The sequence below is a fragment of the Pseudomonas putida genome (genome assembly GCF_001941965.1).
Classification (GTDB): Bacteria; Pseudomonadota; Gammaproteobacteria; order Pseudomonadales; family Pseudomonadaceae; genus Aquipseudomonas; species Aquipseudomonas putida_L.
On record NZ_MKZO01000007.1, the window covers coordinates 109096 to 129520 of the forward strand.

Annotated in this window: 19 protein-coding genes; 17 read left to right on the plus strand and 2 right to left on the minus strand. The window is 65.3% G+C overall.

What is annotated here, in order from left to right:
- Positions 1 to 8: 8 nt before the first annotated feature.
- From PSEMO_RS04245 to PSEMO_RS04255, 3 genes are read left to right on the plus strand one after another with little or no spacing between them, the layout of a single operon-like run.
- Entirely contained in the window at positions 9 to 674 is a 666-nt protein-coding gene (locus PSEMO_RS04245; protein WP_075801918.1) for an amino acid ABC transporter permease, read from the plus strand.
- Positions 671 to 1321 (plus strand): amino acid ABC transporter permease, encoded by a 651-nt coding sequence (locus PSEMO_RS04250; RefSeq protein ID WP_081430198.1) that lies wholly within the window; start codon positions 671 to 673, stop codon positions 1319 to 1321. The genes PSEMO_RS04245 and PSEMO_RS04250 overlap by 4 nt, the downstream gene beginning before the upstream one ends.
- Positions 1308 to 2036, plus strand: a complete 729-nt coding sequence (locus PSEMO_RS04255; protein ID WP_075801920.1) for an amino acid ABC transporter ATP-binding protein — start codon at positions 1308 to 1310, stop codon at positions 2034 to 2036. The genes PSEMO_RS04250 and PSEMO_RS04255 overlap by 14 nt, the downstream gene beginning before the upstream one ends.
- Before the next feature lie 98 nt (positions 2037 to 2134).
- Here PSEMO_RS04255 and map read toward each other — a convergent pair whose 3' ends face one another.
- Together map and PSEMO_RS04265 are read right to left on the minus strand one after the other, a co-directional pair.
- The gene (gene map, locus PSEMO_RS04260; RefSeq protein ID WP_075801921.1) at positions 2135 to 2905 is read right to left on the minus strand and encodes a type I methionyl aminopeptidase; all 771 of its coding nucleotides are present in this window, start codon (positions 2903 to 2905) and stop codon (positions 2135 to 2137) included.
- Positions 2902 to 3156 carry a ParD-like family protein gene (locus PSEMO_RS04265; protein ID WP_075801922.1) on the minus strand — a complete coding sequence of 85 codons (255 nt, stop codon included), beginning with the start codon at positions 3154 to 3156 and terminating at the stop codon, positions 2902 to 2904. The genes map and PSEMO_RS04265 overlap by 4 nt, the downstream gene beginning before the upstream one ends.
- Positions 3157 to 3321: 165 nt before the next feature.
- On the opposite strand from PSEMO_RS04265, the gene PSEMO_RS04270 reads away from it, so the two are divergent.
- The 14 genes from PSEMO_RS04270 to PSEMO_RS04335 all read left to right on the plus strand — a co-directional run bounded on the left by PSEMO_RS04270 (position 3322) and on the right by PSEMO_RS04335 (position 20352).
- Positions 3322 to 3939: a CDP-alcohol phosphatidyltransferase family protein gene (locus PSEMO_RS04270; RefSeq protein ID WP_075801923.1), complete on the plus strand. Its 618-nt coding sequence runs from the start codon at positions 3322 to 3324 to the stop codon at positions 3937 to 3939.
- An 11-nt stretch (positions 3940 to 3950) separates the two neighbouring features.
- Complete coding sequence (locus PSEMO_RS04275; RefSeq protein WP_075801924.1) at positions 3951 to 5705, plus strand: bifunctional alpha/beta hydrolase/class I SAM-dependent methyltransferase; 1755 nt, start codon at positions 3951 to 3953, stop codon at positions 5703 to 5705.
- Positions 5705 to 7024, plus strand: a complete 1320-nt coding sequence (locus tag PSEMO_RS04280) for a phosphatase PAP2/dual specificity phosphatase family protein (RefSeq protein WP_075801959.1) — start codon at positions 5705 to 5707, stop codon at positions 7022 to 7024. Before PSEMO_RS04275 ends, PSEMO_RS04280 begins: the two co-directional genes overlap by 1 nt.
- Entirely contained in the window at positions 7021 to 7476 is a 456-nt protein-coding gene (locus tag PSEMO_RS04285) for a hypothetical protein (RefSeq protein WP_075801925.1), read from the plus strand. The genes PSEMO_RS04280 and PSEMO_RS04285 overlap by 4 nt, the downstream gene beginning before the upstream one ends.
- An 11-nt stretch (positions 7477 to 7487) precedes the next feature.
- Positions 7488 to 8111 carry a lysophospholipid acyltransferase family protein gene (locus PSEMO_RS04290; RefSeq protein ID WP_075801926.1) on the plus strand — a complete coding sequence of 208 codons (624 nt, stop codon included), beginning with the start codon at positions 7488 to 7490 and terminating at the stop codon, positions 8109 to 8111.
- A 1-nt stretch (position 8112) separates the two neighbouring features.
- On the plus strand, positions 8113 to 9045 hold the full coding sequence (locus PSEMO_RS04295; protein WP_075801927.1) for a phosphatidate cytidylyltransferase: 933 nt from the start codon (positions 8113 to 8115) through the stop codon (positions 9043 to 9045).
- Between the two features lie 225 nt (positions 9046 to 9270).
- On the plus strand, positions 9271 to 10191 hold the full coding sequence (gene hpaD, locus PSEMO_RS04300; protein ID WP_075801928.1) for a 3,4-dihydroxyphenylacetate 2,3-dioxygenase: 921 nt from the start codon (positions 9271 to 9273) through the stop codon (positions 10189 to 10191).
- Positions 10192 to 10484: 293 nt separating this feature from the next.
- The gene (locus PSEMO_RS04305) at positions 10485 to 11783 is read left to right on the plus strand and encodes an NAD(P)/FAD-dependent oxidoreductase (protein ID WP_075801929.1); all 1299 of its coding nucleotides are present in this window, start codon (positions 10485 to 10487) and stop codon (positions 11781 to 11783) included.
- Between the two features lie 98 nt (positions 11784 to 11881).
- On the plus strand, positions 11882 to 12784 hold the full coding sequence (locus tag PSEMO_RS04310) for a LysR family transcriptional regulator (protein ID WP_075801930.1): 903 nt from the start codon (positions 11882 to 11884) through the stop codon (positions 12782 to 12784).
- A 234-nt stretch (positions 12785 to 13018) separates the two neighbouring features.
- The gene (locus PSEMO_RS04315; protein ID WP_075801931.1) at positions 13019 to 14599 is read left to right on the plus strand and encodes a flavin monoamine oxidase family protein; all 1581 of its coding nucleotides are present in this window, start codon (positions 13019 to 13021) and stop codon (positions 14597 to 14599) included.
- Between the two features lie 20 nt (positions 14600 to 14619).
- On the plus strand, positions 14620 to 15120 hold the full coding sequence (locus PSEMO_RS04320; RefSeq protein WP_075801932.1) for a RidA family protein: 501 nt from the start codon (positions 14620 to 14622) through the stop codon (positions 15118 to 15120).
- 45 nt (positions 15121 to 15165) lie between these two features.
- Positions 15166 to 17613 (plus strand): TonB-dependent receptor plug domain-containing protein, encoded by a 2448-nt coding sequence (locus PSEMO_RS04325; RefSeq protein ID WP_081430196.1) that lies wholly within the window; start codon positions 15166 to 15168, stop codon positions 17611 to 17613.
- Positions 17614 to 17880: 267 nt separating this feature from the next.
- Positions 17881 to 19215 (plus strand): LLM class flavin-dependent oxidoreductase, encoded by a 1335-nt coding sequence (locus PSEMO_RS04330; RefSeq protein ID WP_075801933.1) that lies wholly within the window; start codon positions 17881 to 17883, stop codon positions 19213 to 19215.
- 33 nt (positions 19216 to 19248) lie between these two features.
- Complete coding sequence (locus tag PSEMO_RS04335; RefSeq protein ID WP_075801934.1) at positions 19249 to 20352, plus strand: LLM class flavin-dependent oxidoreductase; 1104 nt, start codon at positions 19249 to 19251, stop codon at positions 20350 to 20352.
- Positions 20353 to 20425: the final 73 nt, after the last annotated feature.

Consider the following 20425-nt stretch of genomic DNA (forward strand, 5'->3'; position numbering starts at 1 on the left):
CTGTACGCATGGCCTATCAATTCGATTTCGCTGCGGTGCTGGCCCAGGGTGACCTGCTGCTCAAGGGCGCGCTGTTCACCCTGGAGCTGACCCTGATCGGCACCGTGGTCGGGGTGGCCGTGGGCATTCTTGGCGCGGTGGTCCGCGCCTGGCAGTTGCGGCCGTTCAACTGGCTGTTCGGGGTGTACGTGGAGCTGATCCGCAACACGCCGTTCATCGTCCAGCTGTTCTTCATCTTTTTCGGCCTGCCGGCCCTGGGCCTGCGCATGACGGAATGGCAGGCGGCGCTGCTGGCCATGGTGATCAACCTCGGCGCCTACTCCACCGAGATCATCCGCGCCGGCATTCAGGCGATCCCCCGCGGGCAACTGGAAGCCGCCTCGGCCCTGGCCCTGAGCCGCGCCGAGACCTTCCGCCACGTGATCCTGCGCCCGGCCCTGGCGCGGGTCTGGCCGGCGCTGTCGAGCCAGATCGTGATCGTCATGCTGGGCTCGGCGGTGTGTTCGCAGATCGCCACCGAAGAGCTGTCGTTCGCCGCCAACTTCATCCAGTCGCGCAACTTCCGCGCGTTCGAAACCTATCTCCTGACCACCTTGGTGTACCTGCTGATGGCCATTGCCGTGCGCCAGTTCCTGAACCTGCTGGGCCGGCGCCTGATTACGAGGAGGGGCTGATGGATTTCACCTTGTGGGACATCGTCCGCAACCTGCTGGTCGGCCTGCAGTGGACCCTGCTGCTGTCGCTGGTGGCCTTCGTCTGCGGCGGCCTCGGCGGCTTGCTGATGCTGCTGGCACGGACCTCGGAAAACGCCAGCCTGCGCGTGCTTGCGCGTTGCTATATCGAGCTGTTCCAGGGCACGCCGCTGCTGATGCAGCTGTTCATGGTGTTCTTCGGCATCGCCCTGTTCGGCATCGACGTCTCGGCCTGGATGGCCGCGGCGATCGCCCTGACCCTGTTCACCAGCGCCTTTCTCGCCGAGATCTGGCGCGGCTGCGTCGAGTCGATTCCGCGCGGGCAGTGGGAAGCCGGGTCGAGCCTGGCGCTGAACCGCTATGAACAGCTGCGCCATGTGATCCTGCCGCAAGCCTTGCGCATTGCCATTGCGCCGACCGTGGGCTTCTCGGTGCAGGTGGTCAAGGGCACGGCGGTGACCTCGATCATCGGCTTCACCGAGCTGACCAAGACCGGCGGCATGCTGGCCAACGCCACCTTCGAACCCTTCCTGATCTACGGCCTGGTTGCCCTGGGCTATTTCATCCTGTGTTTTCCATTGTCCCTGGGTGCGCGATACCTGGAGAGGAGGCTGCATGCCGCTGGTTAGAGTGTCCGCGTTGCACAAGTACTACGGGGACAACCACGTCCTCAAGGGCGTCGACCTGAGCATCGAACAGGGCGAGGTGGTGGCGATCATCGGCCGCAGTGGCTCGGGCAAAAGCACCCTGCTACGCACCCTGAACGGCCTGGAGTCGATCAATGACGGGGTGATCGAAGTGGACGGCGAATACCTCGACGCCGCCCGCGCCGACCTGCGTTCGTTGCGGCAGAAGGTCGGGATGATCTTCCAGCAGTTCAACCTGTTCCCGCACCTGAGCATCGGCGAGAACGTCATGCTCGCCCCGCAACTGGTGAAGAAAACGCCCAAGGCCGAGGCCCGCGACTTGGCGCAGCGCATGCTGGAGCGGGTGGGCCTGGGCAATCGTTTCGACGCCTTCCCCGACCAGCTTTCCGGCGGTCAGCAACAGCGCGTGGCCATCGCCCGGGCCCTGGCGATGTCGCCGAAGGTGCTGCTGTGCGACGAGATCACCTCGGCGCTGGACCCGGAGCTGGTCAATGAAGTGCTGGCGGTGGTGCGGGAATTGGCCCGGGAAGGCATGACCCTGGTGATGGTCACCCATGAAATGCGCTTTGCCCGGGAGGTGGGCGACAAGCTGGTGTTCATGCACCAGGGCAAGGTGCATGAGATGGGCGATCCGAAGGTGCTGTTCGATGCGCCGCAGACGCCGGAGCTGGCGAATTTCATTGGGAGTGTTGCCTGACTGGCAAAAGCACCGCGTACCTTGTGGGAGCGGGTTTACCCGCGATTGCGGTGGTGACCCCACTATAGCAATCGCGGGTAAACCCGCTCCCACAGGGATTAGCGGCGGTCTTCCGGCCAAGTAGTCAGCACCTCGAACCCATCGCTGGTCACCACCACCATATGCTCCCACTGCGCCGACAATGAATTGTCCTTGGTGACCACCGTCCACTGGTCCGCCAGGGTCTGGGTCTGGCGCTTGCCGTAGTTGAGCATCGGCTCGATGGTGAAGATCATTCCTTCCTTCAGGCGCATGCCATAACCGCGCTGGCCGAAGTGCAGGATCTGCGGCTCGCCGTGATACACCCGGCCAATCCCGTGCCCGCAATACTCACGGACCACGCTGAACCCGGCACCCTCGCCCACCGCCTGGATGGCATGCCCGATATCGCCCAGGGTCGCCCCCGGCCGCACCACGCGAATGCCCGCCCACATGGCCTCGAAGGTCACGTCGATCAGGCGCTGCGCCTCGGCGCTGACCTTGCCCACGGTGTACATGCGGCTGGTATCGCCATACCAGCCATCCTTGATCACCGCGGTGTCGATATTGACGATATCGCCATCCTTCAGCACCCGCGCCGAGGGGATGCCGTGGCACACCACCTCGTTGACCGAGATGCAGATGGTCTTGGGGAAGCCGTGGTAACCGACGTTGGCCGGAATGGCCTTCTGCACGTTGACGATGTAGTCGTGGCAGATGCGGTCCAGTTCATCGGTGCTGACCCCCGGCTGGACATAAGGCGCGATCATCGCCAGGACATCGGCGGTCAGTTCGGCGGCAACCCGCGACTGGGCGATCTGCTCGGGGGTATGCAGGGTGATGTTTCTCAATGCTGGGCCTCCATGGCGCGGGCAGTCGAAGTGCCGTCGAGGGCGCAGACCTGCTTGATGTCGAGGCCGCCCTGCTGTTCGGCCTGGATCAGCAGGCGGCAGATTTCGTTGTGGTTCAGGTCGGGGTGCAGCTCGGCGAGCATGCCGATACGCATCCAGTGCTCGGCCTGGGCATTGATGGAACGGCTCAGGGCACTACTGGCGATGCGAAGACTCTCATGCATGTTTTCCGAGATCTTTACGATACCCATGGAAAATTCCTATATGAAACGCAGACGATTCGTATATTAACCGAAAATTTGCGCTGGGTAACATTTCCCGACTGAAGCCCTGTACGGCGCTTCGCTGGAAAAGCACAGTTTCGCGCTTACGCTTTATCCATGGCTTTCTCCCGCACACCACTCAAGGACGTCCCGGTGCCCTCGATCTACCAGCTCAAACCCCGCTTCCAGGCGCTGCTGCGCCCCGGCGTCACCCGCCTTTACCAACGCGGCATCACCGCCAACCAGGTGACCCTCGCCGCCGCGCTCGCCTCCGTGCTGCTTGGCCTGCTGCTGGCCTGGGGCGCCCAACATGCCTGGCTGTTCGCCCTGTTGCCGCTGTGGATGCTGCTGCGCATGGCCCTCAACGCCGTGGACGGCATGCTCGCCCGGGAGTTCGGCCAGCAATCGCGCCTGGGCGCCTACCTCAACGAACTGTGCGACGTGATCGCCGATACCGCGCTGTACCTGCCCTTCGCCCTGCTGCCCGGCGTATCGCCGCTGCTGGTGGTGCTGGTGGTAGTGGCCGCGCTGGTCAGCGAATACGCCGGAGTCATGGGACCGCTGGCCGGCGCTTCGCGGCGCTATGACGGGCCCATGGGCAAGAGCGACCGGGCCTTCGTCTTCGGAGCCCTGGGCCTGGGCGTGGCCTTCGCCCTCCCGGCCGCCTGGGTCAACGGCGTACTGCTGGTGGTCCTGTTGCTGAGCCTGTTCACCCTCTATAACCGGGTTCGCCACGGTCTGGCCGAAACCGCTGAATTCCCTGCCGGATAAGGATCTGCCCCATGCGCCAGGCGCACTCATCGCATTTCACCACCCACGACGGCGTCGAGCTGTTCTACCGCCACTGGCCGGCCCAACGCGAGCCGGGCCAGGACCGGAAGGCCGTGGTCATGTTCCATCGCGGCCACGAACACGGCGGGCGCATGGCCCACCTGGTCGACGAACTGGACCTGCCCGATCACGATTTCTTCGCCTGGGATGCCCGTGGTCACGGCCAGTCCCCCGGCACCCGCGGCGACAGCCCGGGCTTCGCCCACAGCGTGCGCGACGTGCAGACCTTCATCGATCACATCGGCGAACAGCATGGCATCGCGCAACCGCAGATCGCCGTCCTCGCCCAGAGCGTCGGCGCCGTGCTGGTGGCGACCTGGGCCCATGACTATGCGCCCAGGGTGCGCTGCCTGGTACTGGCCTCGCCGGCCTTCGACATCAAGCTCTACGTGCCCTTCGCCCGTCCCGGCCTCAAGGCCCTGCGCGCCTGGCGCGGGAATTTCTTCGTCAACAGCTACGTCAAGCCGCAACTGCTCACCCATGATCCGGAGCGGGTCATGAGCTACCGCAGCGACCCGCTGATCACCCGGCCGATCTCGGTGAACATGCTGCTCGGCCTGTACGACGCCGCCGACCGCGTGGTGGCCGATGCCCAGGCGATCCAGATCCCCACGCAACTGCTGATCTCCGGGGCCGACGTGGTGGTCCGGCGCAAGCCGCAGGAAGACTTCTTCGACCGCCTCGGCACCCTGCACAAGGAAAAGCACATCCTCCCCGGCTTCTTCCACGACACCCTCGGCGAGCGCGATCGCGGCCATGCCCTGGCGCGGATCCGGCGCTTCGTCCTCAACTGCTTCGAACAACCCTCGACCCGCCCCTCCCTGCTCGACGCCGACAAGCAGGGCGCCAGTTGCGCCGAGGCCGAGAGCCTGGCCGCGCCGCTGCCGAAGTACTCGCCGCGCAACCTCTACTGGCAGGCCACCCGTGCCTCGCTGCGCCTGGGCAAGGGCCTGTCCGAAGGGATCAAGCTCGGTTTCGACACCGGCTTCGATTCCGGCAGCACCCTCGACTATGTCTACCGCAACACCCCCACCGGCAAAGGCCGCCTGGGCGAGCTGGTGGACCGCAACTACATCGATGCCATCGGCTGGCGCGGCATCCGCCAGCGCAAGCTGCATGCCGAGGAACTGCTGCGCCTGGCCATCGCCCGCCTGCGCGAACAGGGGCGCCCGGTGCATATCGTCGACATCGCCGCCGGCCACGCCCGCTACATCCTCGAAGCCCTCGAAGGCCTGGAGCAGCGCCCCGACTCGATCCTCCTGCGCGACTACAGCGAGCTGAACGTCAGCCAGGGCAGCGCGCTGATCGCGGAAAAAGGCCTGGGCGATATCGCCCGCTTCGTGCGGGGTGATGCCTTCGACCGCGCCTCCCTGGCGGCCCTCGATCCGCGACCGAGCGTGGCGGTGGTGTCCGGGTTGTACGAGCTGTTCCCCGACAACGACCTGATCCGCGCCTCCCTCGGCGGCCTGGCCGATGCGGTCGAAGACGGCGGCTATCTGGTCTACACCGGCCAGCCCTGGCACCCGCAGCTGGAGATGATCGCCCGCGCCCTGACCAGCCACCGCGACGGCCAGCCGTGGGTGATGCGCCGGCGCAGCCAGGCGGAGATGGACCAGTTGGTCGAGGCCGCCGGCTTCCGCAAACTGGAACAGCGCATCGACGAATGGGGCATCTTCAGCGTCAGCCTGGCCCGGCGGGTGCGCTGATGCAGGTTCCGTGCGAACCGGGGCTGATCAAGCGTGGCGTGCTCTGGCTACTGTTGCTCGGCCCGCTGTTCTTCCTCAGCTATGGCCTGAGCAACAGCTTCACCGCCGGGCGCGATGACGTCGGCACGCTGGTCTTCGACTGGGAACGCAAGATTCCCCTGTGGTCGTGGAGCATCGTGCCGTACTGGTCCATCGACCTGCTCTACGGCCTGTCCTTCCTGCTCCCGCGCACTCGCCGGGAAATGGACCTGCACGCCCTGCGCCTGCTCAGCGCCCAGTTGATCTGCGTGGCCTGCTTCCTGCTCTGGCCGCTACGCTTCACCTTCGAGCGGCCGGAACTGGACGGTGTGTTCGGCTGGCTGTTCGATGTGCTGATGGGCTTCGACAAGCCCTACAACCAGGCGCCGTCCCTGCATATCGCCCTGCTGGTGATCATCTGGGCCATGTTCGCCCGCTACACCCGTGGCCCTTGGCTGCGCGGGCTGATGCATGGCTGGATGGCGCTGATCGGGGTGTCGGTGCTGACCACCTGGCAGCACCATTTCATCGACCTGCCCACCGGTGCCCTGGCCGGTTTCCTGTGTCTGTGGCTGTGGCCCCGGGAAGGTGCCTTGCCGCTACGACGGGCAGGCCGGCAACCGTCGGCGCGGCGCCTTGACCTGGCGACGCGCTACGGCGTGGGGGCCGGGCTGCTCGCGGCCCTGGCGTTCACCCTGGCGGGGGCCTGGCTGTGGCTGCTGTGGCCCGGCGTGGCGCTGCTGATGGTGGCGCTGAACTACGCCGTGTTCGGCGCTGCCGGTTTCCAGAAGCGTGCCGATGGCAGCCTGTCCTGTGCGGTCCGCTGGTTGCTGGCGCCCTATCTGGCAGCGACCTGGATCAATTCGCGAGTGTGGACCCGCCGTCACCCCCAGGCCGATGAAGTCTGCGACGGCGTGTGGCTCGGACGCCTGCCGGCCCGGGGCGAGGCCACGACCTTCACGGGGGTGCTCGACCTCTGCGCCGAATTGCCGATGAAGGCCGGCCCCGGCCAACACTACTGCAGCCTGCCCAGCCTTGACCTGGTGGCCCTGGATGCCGAACGTTGCCGCGAGGCCGCCGCGACGATCGAAGCTCTGCGCGGCCACGGTCCGTTGCTGGTCTGCTGCGCCCTCGGCTATTCCCGCAGCGCCAGCGCGGTGGCGGCCTGGCTGGTGCTGAGCGGGCGCTGCAAGGATGTCGATGACGCCGAAGCGCTGATCCGCAAGGCCCGCCCCGGCGTGGTGCTGTACCCGGCCCACCGCCGCATGCTGGAACAATTGCCCCCCGGAGCCCGTCCATGAGCGAAGAACCGCAACTGGCCCTGACCGCGCGCCTGCTGGAGCGCGGCCGGCAGATCGAGCGGCTGTCCGACGGCATCAGCCTGCTGGCCCTGGGCATTGGCCTGGCGCCATTGTTGGTCGCTGTGCGCCACCCAGGCCTGACCGCTATGCTCTGCGCCCTGCTGCTGATCTTCGGCCTGGCGCAGAAGTACCACGCCCTGCGCGTGGCCCTGGATGCCAAACTGATCGCGGCCCTGGCCAACGATGCCGGGCGCCTCAGCAGCCGCACCCGGGCCCTCGACCAGGCCCTGTATGAGCTGGGCCTGAAACGCGGGGCGCATGAGCGCGACTGGCTGGCCCGCTGTCGCGGCGCCTTGCGCCTGCTGCGCTGGCAGGGCATCTGTTTCGTTGTACAAGTGTTATTGGCGTTGTCGGGGCTGCTGATCCTGCCCTGGCTTCCACTGGCTGCATAAAGGACGCACCCATGCTCGCTACATTCACCGCCTTCCTCATCACCTCCTTCGCCCGCCTGGTCACCGGGGCTCGCGCCCTGTGGCTGGGCTGCAGTCCGCTGCCGATCCAGCGCCTGTACTTCGCCAACCACAGCAGCCACGGTGACTTCGTGCTGATCTGGGCGTCGCTGCCGGAAAACCTGCGACGCCGCACCCGCCCGGTCGCGGGTGCGGATTACTGGCTCAAGCCGGGGATCCGCAGCTTCCTGATCAACAAGGTATTCAATGGCGTGCTCCTCGACCGCCAGCGCAGCGAGCCGCAGGCCGATCCGCTGCAACCGGTGAAAGAGGCGCTGGCCCAGGGCGACTCGCTGATCTTCTTCCCCGAAGGCACGCGCAACCTCGGCGACGAGCCGCTGCTGCCGTTCAAAAGCGGCTTGTTCCACCTGGCCTCGGCGCAACCGGGCATCGAGGTGGTGCCGGTGTGGATTGCCAACCTCAACCGGGTCATGCCCAAGGGTCGCGCCCTGCCGCTGCCGCTGCTATGCACGCTGAGCTTCGGCGAGCCGCTGCACCTGCAGGCCGACGAAAGCAAGCAGGCCTTCATCGACCGCGCCAGCCAGGCCCTGCTGGCCCTGGCCCCGAAGGAGGTCTGAGATGCAAGAGTCCGCCTGGCCACTGTTCGCCGGAATCGGCGCCCTCCTCCTGCTTGCCAGCCTGATCGGCCGCGCCCTGAAATGGCGGGCCGGCCCTGAACCGCATGCAGTGATCGACAACCTCAACGCACGCATCGACGCCTGGTGGGTGATGGTCCTGGTCATCGGCCTGGCCTTCATCTTCGGCAAGACCGGGGTGATCGTGCTGTTCTACCTGGTGTCGTTCTACGCCCTGCGCGAGTTCATCACCCTTACCCCGACCCGGCGCAGCGACTACCCGGCGCTGGTCCTGGCCTTCTACGTGGCGCTGCCGGTGCAGTACCTGCTGATCGGCTTCGACTGGTACGGGCTGTTCAGCATCTTCATTCCGGTGTACCTGTTCCTCCTGCTGCCGATCTTCGCCACGTTCGGCGGCGACACCACGCGCTTCCTCGAACGGGCCTCGAAGGTACAGTGGGGGCTGATGATCGCGGTGTACTGCCTGTCCTCGGTCCCGGCCTTGATGACCCTGGACATCCCCGGTTTCGAAGGGCGCAACCTGCTGCTGATCGCCTGGCTGATCCTCGTGGTGCAGATCAGCGACGTGCTGCAGTACGTCTGCGGCAAGCTGTTCGGCAAGCGCAAGGTGGCGCCGTCGCTGTCGCCGTCGAAAACCCTGGAAGGCCTGCTCGGCGGCGTGTTCCTCGCCACCCTGGTGGGTGCCGCGCTGTACTGGATCACCCCGTTCACGCCCTGGCAGGCAGCGCTGATGGCGCTGGTGGTGAACACCATGGGCTTCTTCGGCGGCCTGGTGATGTCGGCGATCAAGCGCGATCGCGGGGTCAAGGACTGGGGGCACATGATCGAAGGCCACGGCGGCATGCTCGATCGCATGGATTCGGTGTGCTTTGCGGCGCCGATCTTCTTCCATTTCGTCCGCTATTGGTGGGCCTGAGACCCACGCCGCTGGTGGCTTGCCGCCACCCGTGGCAAGCTGGATCAAGTGCTTGGCAGAGGAAGGCAAGCGGCGATGCGGGCAACCGTGTCCAATGGGCAGCCCGCATTCCCAACGCCGGGATGGGCCACAAGAGCCAGCCACTGGCCGGTATCGCCTGCGTGCCAACATCCCGATAATCGCCGCGCCCCGCCAAGAGGGCGTCTGCCACCAGGAGTTACCGTCATGGGCAAACTTGCTCTGGCTGCCAAAATCACCCACGTTCCTTCCATGTACCTCTCCGAACTGCCCGGCCCGCGCCAGGGCTACCGCCAGGCCGCGATCGACGGCCACAAGGAGATTTCCCGCCGCTGCCGCGAACTGGGAGTCGATACCCTGGTGATCTTCGACACTCATTGGCTGGTCAACGCCAACTACCACATCAACTGCAACCCGCATTTCAAGGGCACCTACACCAGCAACGAGCTGCCGCACTTCATCGCCAACATGGACTACGAAGTGCCAGGCAACGCCGAACTGGGCAAGCTGATGGCCGCCGAGGCCAACCGCCTCGGCGTCGAAACCATGGCCCACGACGCCACCAGCCTCGGCCCGGAATACGGCACCCTGGTGCCGATGCGCTACATGAACGAAGACCAGCACTTCAAGGTGGTTTCGGTTTCGGCGCTGTGCACCTCCCACTACCTCAACGACAGCGCCCGCCTGGGCTGGGCCCTGCGCAAGGCGGTGGAAGACCACTACGACGGCACCGTGGCCTTTCTCGCCAGCGGCTCGCTGTCGCACCGCTTCGCCCAGAACGGCCAGGCCCCGGAGTTCGCCGACAAGGTCTGGAGCCCGTTCCTGGAAACCCTCGACCACCGCGTCGTGCAGATGTGGGAAAACGCCGAATGGGACGACTTCTGCACCATGCTTCCGGAGTATGCGGTCAAGGGGCATGGCGAAGGCTTCATGCATGACACCGCCATGCTGCTCGGTGCCCTGGGCTGGTCGAAGTACGACGGCAAGGTCGAGGTGGTGACGCCTTACTTCGGTTCCTCGGCGACCGGGCAGATCAATGCGATCTTCCCGGTGACGCCGCAGGATGGCTCGGCGGTGCCGGCGGCACAGGCGTCCTCGGGGCAACTCGCCGCGGTCGGCCGCTTGTAAGCACTCCTCTCCTGCCGGACCGCAGAAGCCCGGCATATGCAAAACCCTGTGGGAGCTGGCTTGCCAGCGATTGCAATGGTGAATTCACTACAGCAATCGCTGCGGTTCGGCGGTCCGACAAGCCAGCTCCCACAGGTTCCGTGTCGACCCTCTTTCCTTTGCCAATCCTGGCAGCCCCGATCAAATCCCCCAGCAGCCTGAGTCAAGAACCTACCGCTCGTTAGGAATTTAATGCAAAGTGTAACCAGCGCTACGGTCGCCCTTGCCCAATTCCAATTACTCAGGCCGCCTCCATGATCAACATCGAAACGCCCACCTACTACTCCGCCACCAGGAAGTACAACCTCGCCTTCCCCACCCTGGAAGCCGATATCGAAGCCGATGTGGTGGTGATCGGCGGTGGTTTCTCGGGTATCAACACCGCCCTGGAACTGGCCGAGAAAGGCATCACCAATATCGTGGTGCTGGAAGCGCGCTACCTGGGCTTTGGCGGTACCGGGCGCAATGGCGGGCAGATCATGGCCGGCATCGGCCACGACCTGGAGAAGATCAAAAGCAGCGTCGGCGAGAAAGGCCTGCAACAGATCTTCGAAATCAGCGAGCTGGGCGCCGGGATCATCAAGGAGCGCATCGCCAAATACGACATCGATGCGGACTTCTGCCACGGCTACGGCTACATGGGCTTCAACGCCCGCCAGGAACAGACCCTGCGCACCTGGGAAAAGGAGTTCAGAAAGGTCAATACCCAGGACGAAATCCGCTTCCTCGGCGGTTCCGAGGTCAAGCAGATCATCGGCTCCGACGCCTACAGCAGCGCCCTGCTGCATATGGGCGGCGGCCATGTGCACTCGCTGAACCTGCTGCTCGGCGAAGCCCAGGCCCTGGTCGGCCACGGCGTGCGGATCTTCGAACACAGCGCTGCCCTCGAAGTGCGCTACGGCGACACCATCACCGTGCGCACCGGCCGTGGTTCGGTCAAGGCCGCCAAGCTGCTGTGGGCCTGCGACAGCTTCCTCAACAAGCTCGAGCCGGAGCTGCACAGCCGCACCATCAACACCTATGCCTTCCAGTTGATGACCGAACCGCTGCCGGACGAGTTGATCCAGCGCATCAGCCCGATCCGCGGGGCCTACAGCGATATCCGCCCGGTCATCGACTACTACCGGGTGACCAACGAGAATCGCCTGCTGTTCGGCGCCGCCACGCCCTTCGTCGAGCATATCCCCAACGACCTCAAGGCCTGGAACCGCGCCCTGATGCTGAAGATCTTCCCCTACCTCAAGGACGTAAAGATCGACCTCGCCTGGGGCGGCCCGATGGCGACCAGCGCCAATCTGTTCCCGCAGATCGGTACCCTCAGCGGGCGTCGCAATGCGTTCTATGTCCAGGGCTACTCGGGCTTCGGCGTGACCCCGAGCCATATCATCTGCAAGATCCTCGCCGAGGGAATGGCCGAAGGTTCCGGGCGCTATGACCTGATCAGCTCGGTGAACCATGCGCGGATCATCGGCAAGGACAATTTCCGCCCGGCGATTCTCACGGCGGCGAAAACCCTGCATCAACTGTCGGGGTTCTTCAACGGTCGGCGCTGAGCCTGCCGGTCCGTCATTGATCTGCCTCCTGCAAAACCTGGCAATAAGGATTATTCTTCGAGAACATCTCCCCGCCCCAGACTATGTGAGAAGCGAATATGAAGATCGATGACATGGACGCTTTCGTCGCGGTCATCCGCTGCCAGTCGACCAACCTGGCCGCGGAGGCCTTGCAGTTGACCCAACCGGCAATCACCCGGCGGGTACAGAATTTCGAGGAAGACCTGGGCGCCAACCTGCTTGACCGCAATACCAAGCCCCTCAAGCCGACCCCCATGGGCTGGCGGGTCTACGAGCAGTGCAAGGCGATCCTGCGCGAAATCGATACCCTGCGTGAACTGGTGGCCAGCGACGGCGCCCCCAGTGGCACCCTGCGCCTCGGCGTGCCACAGACCATCGGCGACGTGGTCCTGCTCGACGCCCTGGCCAGGATCCGCGAAGCCTACCCGGACCTGCGCACCCAGGTGGTCAGCGGCTGGGGCAGTTCGCTGATCTCGCGCATGGAAAATGGCGACCTCGACGCCGCCGCCGCGCTCTTCCCCACCGGCAAGATCTTCCCCGAAGGCATCGCCAGCCGCTCCATCGGCCGCATGCAACTGCGGGTGGTGGCCGCCAAGGGCACGGCCAGCAAGAAGAGTTACAAGCTCAAGGACTGCTACCTGCGCGGCTGGGTGCTCAACCCTGATGGCTGCGGCTTCCGCGCCGGCCTGCAACGGGCCCTGAGCGAACAGGGGCTGTCGCTGCAGATCAACCTCGAGACCTTTGGCACCGAGCTGCAACTGGGCCTGGTCGCCAACGGCCAGGGCCTCGGCCTGGTGCCGGAACCCCTGCTCGCCACCAGCCGCCATCGCGACCAACTGGAAGTGCTCAACGTCAGCGACTTCAAGCCCCAGGTCGACCTGTGGCTGTTCCACCCACGCTACCTGGGCAACCTGCAGGAGCCGGTGGAGCTGTTCGGTGCGGTGTCGGCCCAGCGCCTGGACACCAGCAAAATAGCCTGATTGCATGTTGCGATCAGGATTTATGTCTTTTTCTGATAATTAACTTAGAACCAAAAAGCCTTTCACAAGCCCGTTTCAGACGCTTATGTTCGCTTTACCGACCCCGACCTGGTGGAGGCAAATGGATTTCCGCCGCCGCCAGAAGGGTCGTCCCGCCTTTCCCCGTTTTTCGGGTCTCCTTCCGGCCATGCGCGGAACGCCGCTATCCCAAGCTCGCTGTATGGAGAACGCGATATGGGGCTCACCCGTAGAGATCTGGTAACCCGCCTGGCCGCCATTGGCGGCTATTCGGCGGCATTGGGCGGCCTGTCTGCCTTCGGTCTGCCCGGCACTGCCCGGGCGGCAAGCTTCGAACCCCTGAACCTGGCTAGCCGCACCGGCAACGGCAAGCGCGTGCTGATCGTCGGCGGCGGCATCAGCGGCCTGGTGTCGGCCTACGAGCTGCGCAAGGCCGGCTTCGAAGTGAAAGTGCTGGAAGCCCGCGAGCGCATCGGCGGCCGCGTCTGGACCCTGCGTAACGGCGACCGCATCGAGCACAACGACGGCAGCCGGCAGACCGTGGCCTTCGACGATGGCCTGTTCTTCAACGCCGGCGCTGCGCGCCTGCCCAGCCATCACCTGACCATCCTCGGCTATTGCCGCGAACTCGGCGTGCCCCTGGAAGTGCTGGTCAACAGCAGCCGCAACGCCCTGGCCCAGCCGGACCTGACGCAACCGCCGCTGCTGCTGCGCCAGGCGGTCAACGACACCCGCGGCCACCTCAGCGAACTGCTGACCCGTAGCGTGCAGCGCAACACCCTCGACCAGGAGCTGGATGCCGGCGAGCGCAAGGCGCTGCTGGAGTTCCTCAAGGTCTACGGCGACCTCAACGACGAGCGCCAGTACCGCGGCTCGGTGCGCTCCGGCTACACCCGCTTCGCCGGCGCCGGCGACCAGACGCCGGTGCAACGCACCCCGGTGGAGCTCAAGCGCCTGCTCGACAGCAACCTGCTGCTGCCCCTGGTGTTCGACGAGATCCCGGAATTCTCCGCGACCATGTTCCAGCCGGTCGGCGGCATGGACCAGATCCCCAAGGCCCTGTACCGCCAGGTCAAGGACGCCGTGCAACTGAATGCCGAGGTGCAATCGATCCAGACCTCGGACAAAGGCAGCCGCGTAGTCTGGCGCGATCGCCTGAGCGGCCGCCAGCACACCGAGGACGCCGACTACGCCGTGGCCGCCCTGCCCCTGCCGCTGCTGCGCCGGCTCGACAGCAACTTCACCCCGGCCTTCAAGCAGGCCCTGGAACTGGCCAGGCCGGACAAGGCCAACAAGGTCGCCTGGCAGTCGCCGCGCTTCTGGGAGACCGACTTCCAGATCTATGGCGGGCTCTCCTATATCAACCACGAGGCGCGCTTCCTCTGGTATCCGAGCGATCGCCTGAACAGTGCGCAAGGTGTATTGGTGGCGACCTACAACACCGGCGATGTCGCCGAATCCTTCGCGGCCAAACCCTGGGATGCGCAGTTCGCTTCATCCCGCAGTGCGGTGGAATCCCTGCACCCCGGCCACTCGCAGAAGCTCGGCCGTGGCGTGGTGGTCAACTGGTCGAAGATTCCCTTCAGCGAAAGCCCGTGGATCGTCCACGACGAAGTGGCCCAGCCCGGCTACGACATCCTCAACCAGCCGCAAGGCCGCACCTGGCTGGCCAGCGATGCCCTGGCCCATGGTGGGGTCGGCATCTGGCAGAACAGCGCCGCCGAATCGGCGCGGCGGGTGGTCGGCCTGATCGCGCAACATGCCAAGCAAGCCCATGCCGGCGTCGCCGCCGCCTGAACCACGACAAGGAAGGTCCCATGAAAACATTCTCTGCCTTCACCCTCGGAGTCCTGATGAGCCTGACGCTGAACACCGCCCACGCCGACAGCATCCAGCGTATCGATCCGCCGGGTTCCAATTTCCCTATCTCCCAGGTGGTCACTGTGCCGGCGTCGGCGAAGCTGACCTTTATCAGCGGCACCCTGCCGGACGTTGCCGATGCCAAGGCGCCGAAAGGCAGTATCGCCGCCTACGGCAATACCGAAACCCAGACCCTGTCGGTACTCAACAAGCTGCAAGCGATCCTCAAGGCCCAGGGCCTGGGGCTCGGCGATATCGTGCAGTTGCGGGTGTTCCTTGTGGGTGATCCGGACAAGGGCGGCAATCTCGACTTCGCCGGGCTGCAGGCCGCCTACACGCGTTTCTTCGCCACGGCCGGGCAGCCCAACAAGCCGACCCGCACCGCCTTGCAGGTAGTCGCCCTGCCGCTGCCCGGCGCCCTGGTCGAAATCGAAGCCATCGCCGCCAAAGCACCTTGAAGCACCGGGCCCAGGCCCGGACATAACCAGAACAGGAAACACGCCTTGAACACTGCCCGCCTTTCCCGCTGGCCGGTGGCGAGCGCGCGCACCCCGCTGTTGGGTGCCGCGCTGCTTGCCGGCCTGAATCTGACCGTCGCCCAGGCTGAAGAAGCCGCCGCCGACACCGCTGCCTCGCGCCTGGATACGGTGATCGTCACCGGCAACCGCGGCAGCGAAAAACGCACCGTGACCACCAGTCCCGCGCCCATCGACGTGATCAGCGCCAAGCAACTGCAGGACACCGGCAAGCCCGGGCTGATGGAAGCCCTGAGCGCCACGGTGGCCTCCTTCACCCTGCCGGAAAAGACCGGCTGGGACGCCAGCGGCATGGCCCGCGCACCGAGCCTGCGCGGGCTGAATGCGGCCCAGGTGCTGGTTCTGGTCAATGGCAAGCGCCGCCATACCAGCGCGACCCTTAACATCAGCGGGATCAACGCCGGCGCCGCCCCGGCCGACCTCGACCTGATCCCCATCAGCGCCATCGACCATGTCGAGGTGCTGCGCGACGGCGCCGCGGCCCAATACGGCTCCGACGCCATCGCCGGGGTGATCAACGTGATCCTCAAGGCCGACACCAGCGGCACGGCGGTAACCAACGCCGGCCAGGGCTACGACGGCAAGAAGCAGACGGTGCAGCAGAGCCTGAACAAGGGCTTCGAGATCGGCCAGGACGGCGTGCTGCAACTGGCCCTGGATGCCCGCAGCCAGAACGACGATAACAAGGCCAGCGCCAACGGCTACAGCGTCGCCGAGGCCCACGAGAAAGCCGGCAAGGTCACCTATGGCGGCTACGGCACGCCGAAGATCAACCTGCTGACCCTGGGCTACAACGCCGAGCTGCCGGTCCAGGACGACCTGAGCCTGTACTCCTTCAGCACCTGGTCGTACCGCAAGGCCGAACAGGGCCAGAACTTCCGCCTGCCGACCATCGTCAACACCATCACCACCGGACCCAACGGCCGGCCTTCGGGTTACACGCCGACCTGGTACATCGAGGAGCACGACTTCCAGGCGGCCCTGGGCGCCAAGGGCCTGGTCGGCGAGTGGGACTGGGACCTGTCCAGCACCTACGGGCGCAACGACGCCGAACAGGGCACCTGGAACAACCAGAACCCGTCTCTCGGTGAAGCGACGCCCAATCACTTCAAGTCCGGCACCTGGATCTCCACGCAACTGACCAGCAACCTCGACCTGCATCGCGGCTTCGACGTGGGCCTGAGCAAGCCGCTGGACCTGTCCTGGGGCCTGGAGCAGCGCCGCGATGGCTATGAAGTGGAGGAAGGCGACTGGGCCAGCTGGGCCGATGGCGGTTATTGCCGGGCACCGGGGCAATGCGCGGCGTCCGGGGCCCAGGTCACCAACGGCATTTCGCCCGAGCAAACCGACAAGACCCATCGCAACAGCGTCGCCAGCTATGTGGACGTGGGCTTCAACCCGCTGCCGCAGTGGTATGTCGGCACCGCCCTGCGCTACGAACACTACGACCAGGGCATCGGCGCCACCCGCAGCGGCAAGCTCAGCACCCGCTACGAGTTCACTCCGCAACTGGCGGTGCGGGCCACGGTGAGCAACGGCTTCCGCGCGCCGTCCCTGGCCAACAGCCTGTTCAGTGCGCGCTCGACGACCTATGGCGTGGTCGACGGCGTGTACCAGTCGATCAACTACGGCGTGTTGCCGGTGGATTCGGCGGCGGCCAAGGCCCTGGGGGCCGAAGCGCTGAAGCCGGAGCGCTCGACCAACTACAGCCTCGGCCTGACCTTCCAGCCCAGTGACCGGCTGTCGTTCACCGCCGACGCCTATGTGATCAACGTGCGTGACCGCATCACCCTGACCGGCACCCTGCTCGGCACCGAAGTCACCCAGACGCTGCTGGCCAACGGCATCGACTCGACGTCCGGCGGCCAGTACTTCACCAATGGCGCCGATACCCGGACCAAGGGCGTCGACCTGGTGGGCAACTACGACCAGGACCTGGGCGGCTACGGCAGCGTGAAATGGACGGCGGCGTGGAACTGGAACGACACCGAGATCCTTTCGTACAAGGAGAGCGTGAACATCCTCGGCAAGGACTACGAACTGATGAACCGCCAGGCGCGCAACTTCATCTCCGGGGTGCAGCCGAAGACCAAGCTGCTGCTGGGCGGGAGCTGGAAGCTGGATGACTACACGGTCAATCTGGGCCTGACTCGCTATGGTGCGTACCGCGAAGTCAACGACGCCAACGACCGCTCGCTGGACCGGGTGTACAAGGCGCGCTGGATCACCGACCTGGACGTGGGCTACCAGCTGACCAAGGCACTGAACCTGGCGGTGGGGGCGAAGAACCTGTTCGATGTGTATCCGGAGCGGCAGGCGCCAAGCAGCAAGACCATGACCAAGGGCTATGGGGCCTATTCGCCCTATGGGTTTACCGGGGGTTATTACTACACGCGGTTGACCTATGAATTTTGATTGACCTTTCGGGCCTCATCGCTGGCAAGCCAGCTCCCACAGGTTACGCGATCCCTGTGGGAGCTGGCTTGCCAGCGATAGGGCCCTCAAGATCAAGATTCAATTCACTGATATAAGCCAATCCTAAAATGCACAACTTACATAATTAGCATAGAAGAAAATATGCTTTCACAGCACAGCCCGCAACAGCTTAAGGTCTACCCAACAGACCGACCCCATGCCAGGCGGAGGCCATCACCGAACTCCCCTCTCCTCAAGGAGCCAAGCATGAGCAAGCGACAGATCAAACTCGGCGCGATGATCCACGGTGTCGGTCACGGCTGGGGCGAGTGGCGCCATCCCGACGCTCTGGCCGATGCCAGCGTCAACTTCCGCTTCTACAAGCAGCAGGCCCAACTGGCCGAAGGGGCGAAATTCGACTTCGCCTTCATCGCCGACAGCCTGCATATCCACGCCAAGTCCAGCCCCCACTACCTCAACCGTTTCGAACCCCTGACCATCCTCTCGGCCCTGGCTGCCGTCACCGAGCATATCGGCCTGGTGGCGACCATCACCGTCAGCTACACCGAGCCCTTCCAGGTCGCCCGCCAACTGGCCTCGCTGGACCATATCAGCGGCGGTCGCGCCGGCTGGAACGTGGTCACCTCGTGGCTCTCCGGTACCGCCGACAACTTCGGCAAGGCCGAGCATCCGCCCCATGCCGAGCGCTACCGCATCGCCAAGGAGCATGTGCAGGTCGTCCAGGGCCTGTGGGACTCCTGGGAAGACGACGCCTTCACCCGTGACAAGCAGAGCGGCGAGTTCTTCGATCCGCACAAGCTGCATGCCCTGAACCACCAGGGCGAATTCTTCAAGGTCAAGGGCCCGCTGAACATCGCCCGCTCGCGCCAGGGCCAACCGCTGATCTTCCAGGCCGGCACCTCCGAGGACGGGCGCAATTTCGCCGCGCGCCAGGCCGACGCGATCTTCGTCAGCCCCGAGGGCTTCAGCGACGCCCGCGCCTACTACCAGGACCTCAAGCAGCGCGCGCGCAACTTCGGGCGCAATGCCGACGAGCTGTTCATCCTGCCGGGTATCCGCCCCATCGTCGGCATCGATGCCGAGGACGCCGAGCGCCGCTACCAGCAGGCGCTGGAACTGGTCAGCATCGATGACGCCCTGGTCGCTCTCGGCCGGCCGTTCAACGACTACGACTTCAGCAGCCATGACCTCGATGCGCCCTTCCCTGACCTGGGCGACCTGGGCAGCCAGAGCCACAAGGGCTCGTCCGACCAGCTCAAGCGCATCGCCCGCGAAGAAGGCCTGACCCTGCGCCAGGTGGCCCTGCGTTTCTCCGCACCGAAGCGCGACTTCGTCGGCACCGCGGAGGAAGTCGCCAATGCCGTGCAGGACTGGTTCGAGCACGATGCGGCGGACGGTTTCATCATCAATTCCCTTTTGCCGGACGGCCTGCAGCGTTTCACCGAACTGGTGGTACCGGTGCTCCAGGCTCGTGGCCTGCTGCGTCGCGACTACGAGGGCCAGACCCTGCGCGACAACTTCGGCCTGGCCGTGCCGGACAACCGCAATACCTTGCGTCGCACCCAGGAAGCGGTCGCGTGAACCGCCCATGCCCTCACGCAAGGAGTTAGTTTCATGAGTCTCGAATTCATCGGCCTGATCGGCCCCCAGGAAGGCAGCGAATCCCAGGCCCCCCGTGGTCCGGGGGTTGATCTGGAGTTCATCAAGGCCTTCGCTCAGGCCCAGGAGTACGGCGGTTTCGACAAGGCGTTGCTGGCGGTCGCCACCAGCGCAGCCGACTCGCTGATCATCGCCAGCCATGTTGCCGCCTACACCGAGAAGCTCGGTTTGCTGGTGGCCCACCGTCCGGGCTTCCAGGCGCCGACCTTCGCCGCGCGCCAATTCGCCACCCTCGACCAGCTCAGCCGCGGCCGCGCCTCGATCAACGTGATCACCGGTGGTGACAGCGGCGACCTGCAACGGGACGGCGACTTCCTCGACAAGGACGCCCGCTATGCCCGCACCGAGGAGTACCTGGACGTGGCCAAGCAGGTGTGGACCGCGACCCAGCCGTTCAGCCATGACGGCGCGCACTACCAGGTCCAGGACAACCTGACCCTGGTCAAGCCGCTGCAGAAGCCGCATATCCCGATCTACTTCTCCGGGGCGTCCGATGCCGCCGTCGAGGTGGCGGCCAAGCACGCCGATGTCTACATGATGTGGGGCGAGCCGCTGGAGCAGGTGCGCGAGCGCATCGCCAAGGTGCGCCGGGCGGCGGCCAGATACGGGCGGGAAAAGCACATTCGCTTCAGCCTGTCGCTACGGCCGATTCTCGGGGCGACCGAAGAGGAAGCCTGGGCCCGCGCCGAGCGGATCCTGGCGGACGCCAAGGTGCTGCATGAACAGCGGGCCGGCAAGCGCCGCGAGCTGAACGTGGGCAAGAACAACGTCGGCTCCTCGCGCCTGGTGGAACTGGCGAGCCAGAAGGTGGTGCACGACAAGCGCCTGTGGACTGCGATCGCCGCGTTGACCGGCGCGGCGGGGAACTCGACTTCTCTGGTAGGCACGCCGGACCAGGTGGCCGGGGCGGCGCTGGAGTATTACAACCTCGGGGTGACCACCTTCCTGTTCCGTGGCTTCGATCAACTGCGCGATGCGGTGGAGTATGGGCAGGAGCTATTGCCGCGTATTCGATCCCTGGTGGCGCAGCAAGCGCAGGGGAAACGGGCCAACGGCTGAGGCCCCAATCGCCGGCAACGCCGGCTCCCACAAGGTCCGGCGGCGCACACGATCCCTGTGGGAGCCGGCGTTG

Bases quoted from the DNA above. Each gene is read 5' to 3' on its own strand.
- PSEMO_RS04245 (WP_075801918.1), top strand. From the start codon at position 9: ATGGCCTATCAATTCGATTTCGCTGCGGTGCTGGCCCAGGGTGACCTG.
- PSEMO_RS04255 (WP_075801920.1), top strand. From the start codon at position 1,308: ATGCCGCTGGTTAGAGTGTCCGCGTTGCACAAGTACTACGGGGACAAC.
- PSEMO_RS04265 (WP_075801922.1), bottom strand. From the start codon at position 3,156: ATGGGTATCGTAAAGATCTCGGAAAACATGCATGAGAGTCTTCGCATC.
- PSEMO_RS04275 (WP_075801924.1), top strand. From the start codon at position 3,951: ATGCGCCAGGCGCACTCATCGCATTTCACCACCCACGACGGCGTCGAG.
- PSEMO_RS04280 (WP_075801959.1), top strand. From the start codon at position 5,705: ATGCAGGTTCCGTGCGAACCGGGGCTGATCAAGCGTGGCGTGCTCTGG.
- PSEMO_RS04285 (WP_075801925.1), top strand. From the start codon at position 7,021: ATGAGCGAAGAACCGCAACTGGCCCTGACCGCGCGCCTGCTGGAGCGC.
- PSEMO_RS04290 (WP_075801926.1), top strand. From the start codon at position 7,488: ATGCTCGCTACATTCACCGCCTTCCTCATCACCTCCTTCGCCCGCCTG.
- PSEMO_RS04295 (WP_075801927.1), top strand. From the start codon at position 8,113: ATGCAAGAGTCCGCCTGGCCACTGTTCGCCGGAATCGGCGCCCTCCTC.
- hpaD (WP_075801928.1), top strand. From the start codon at position 9,271: ATGGGCAAACTTGCTCTGGCTGCCAAAATCACCCACGTTCCTTCCATG.
- PSEMO_RS04305 (WP_075801929.1), top strand. From the start codon at position 10,485: ATGATCAACATCGAAACGCCCACCTACTACTCCGCCACCAGGAAGTAC.
- PSEMO_RS04310 (WP_075801930.1), top strand. From the start codon at position 11,882: ATGAAGATCGATGACATGGACGCTTTCGTCGCGGTCATCCGCTGCCAG.
- PSEMO_RS04315 (WP_075801931.1), top strand. From the start codon at position 13,019: ATGGGGCTCACCCGTAGAGATCTGGTAACCCGCCTGGCCGCCATTGGC.
- PSEMO_RS04320 (WP_075801932.1), top strand. From the start codon at position 14,620: ATGAAAACATTCTCTGCCTTCACCCTCGGAGTCCTGATGAGCCTGACG.
- PSEMO_RS04330 (WP_075801933.1), top strand. From the start codon at position 17,881: ATGAGCAAGCGACAGATCAAACTCGGCGCGATGATCCACGGTGTCGGT.
- PSEMO_RS04335 (WP_075801934.1), top strand. From the start codon at position 19,249: ATGAGTCTCGAATTCATCGGCCTGATCGGCCCCCAGGAAGGCAGCGAA.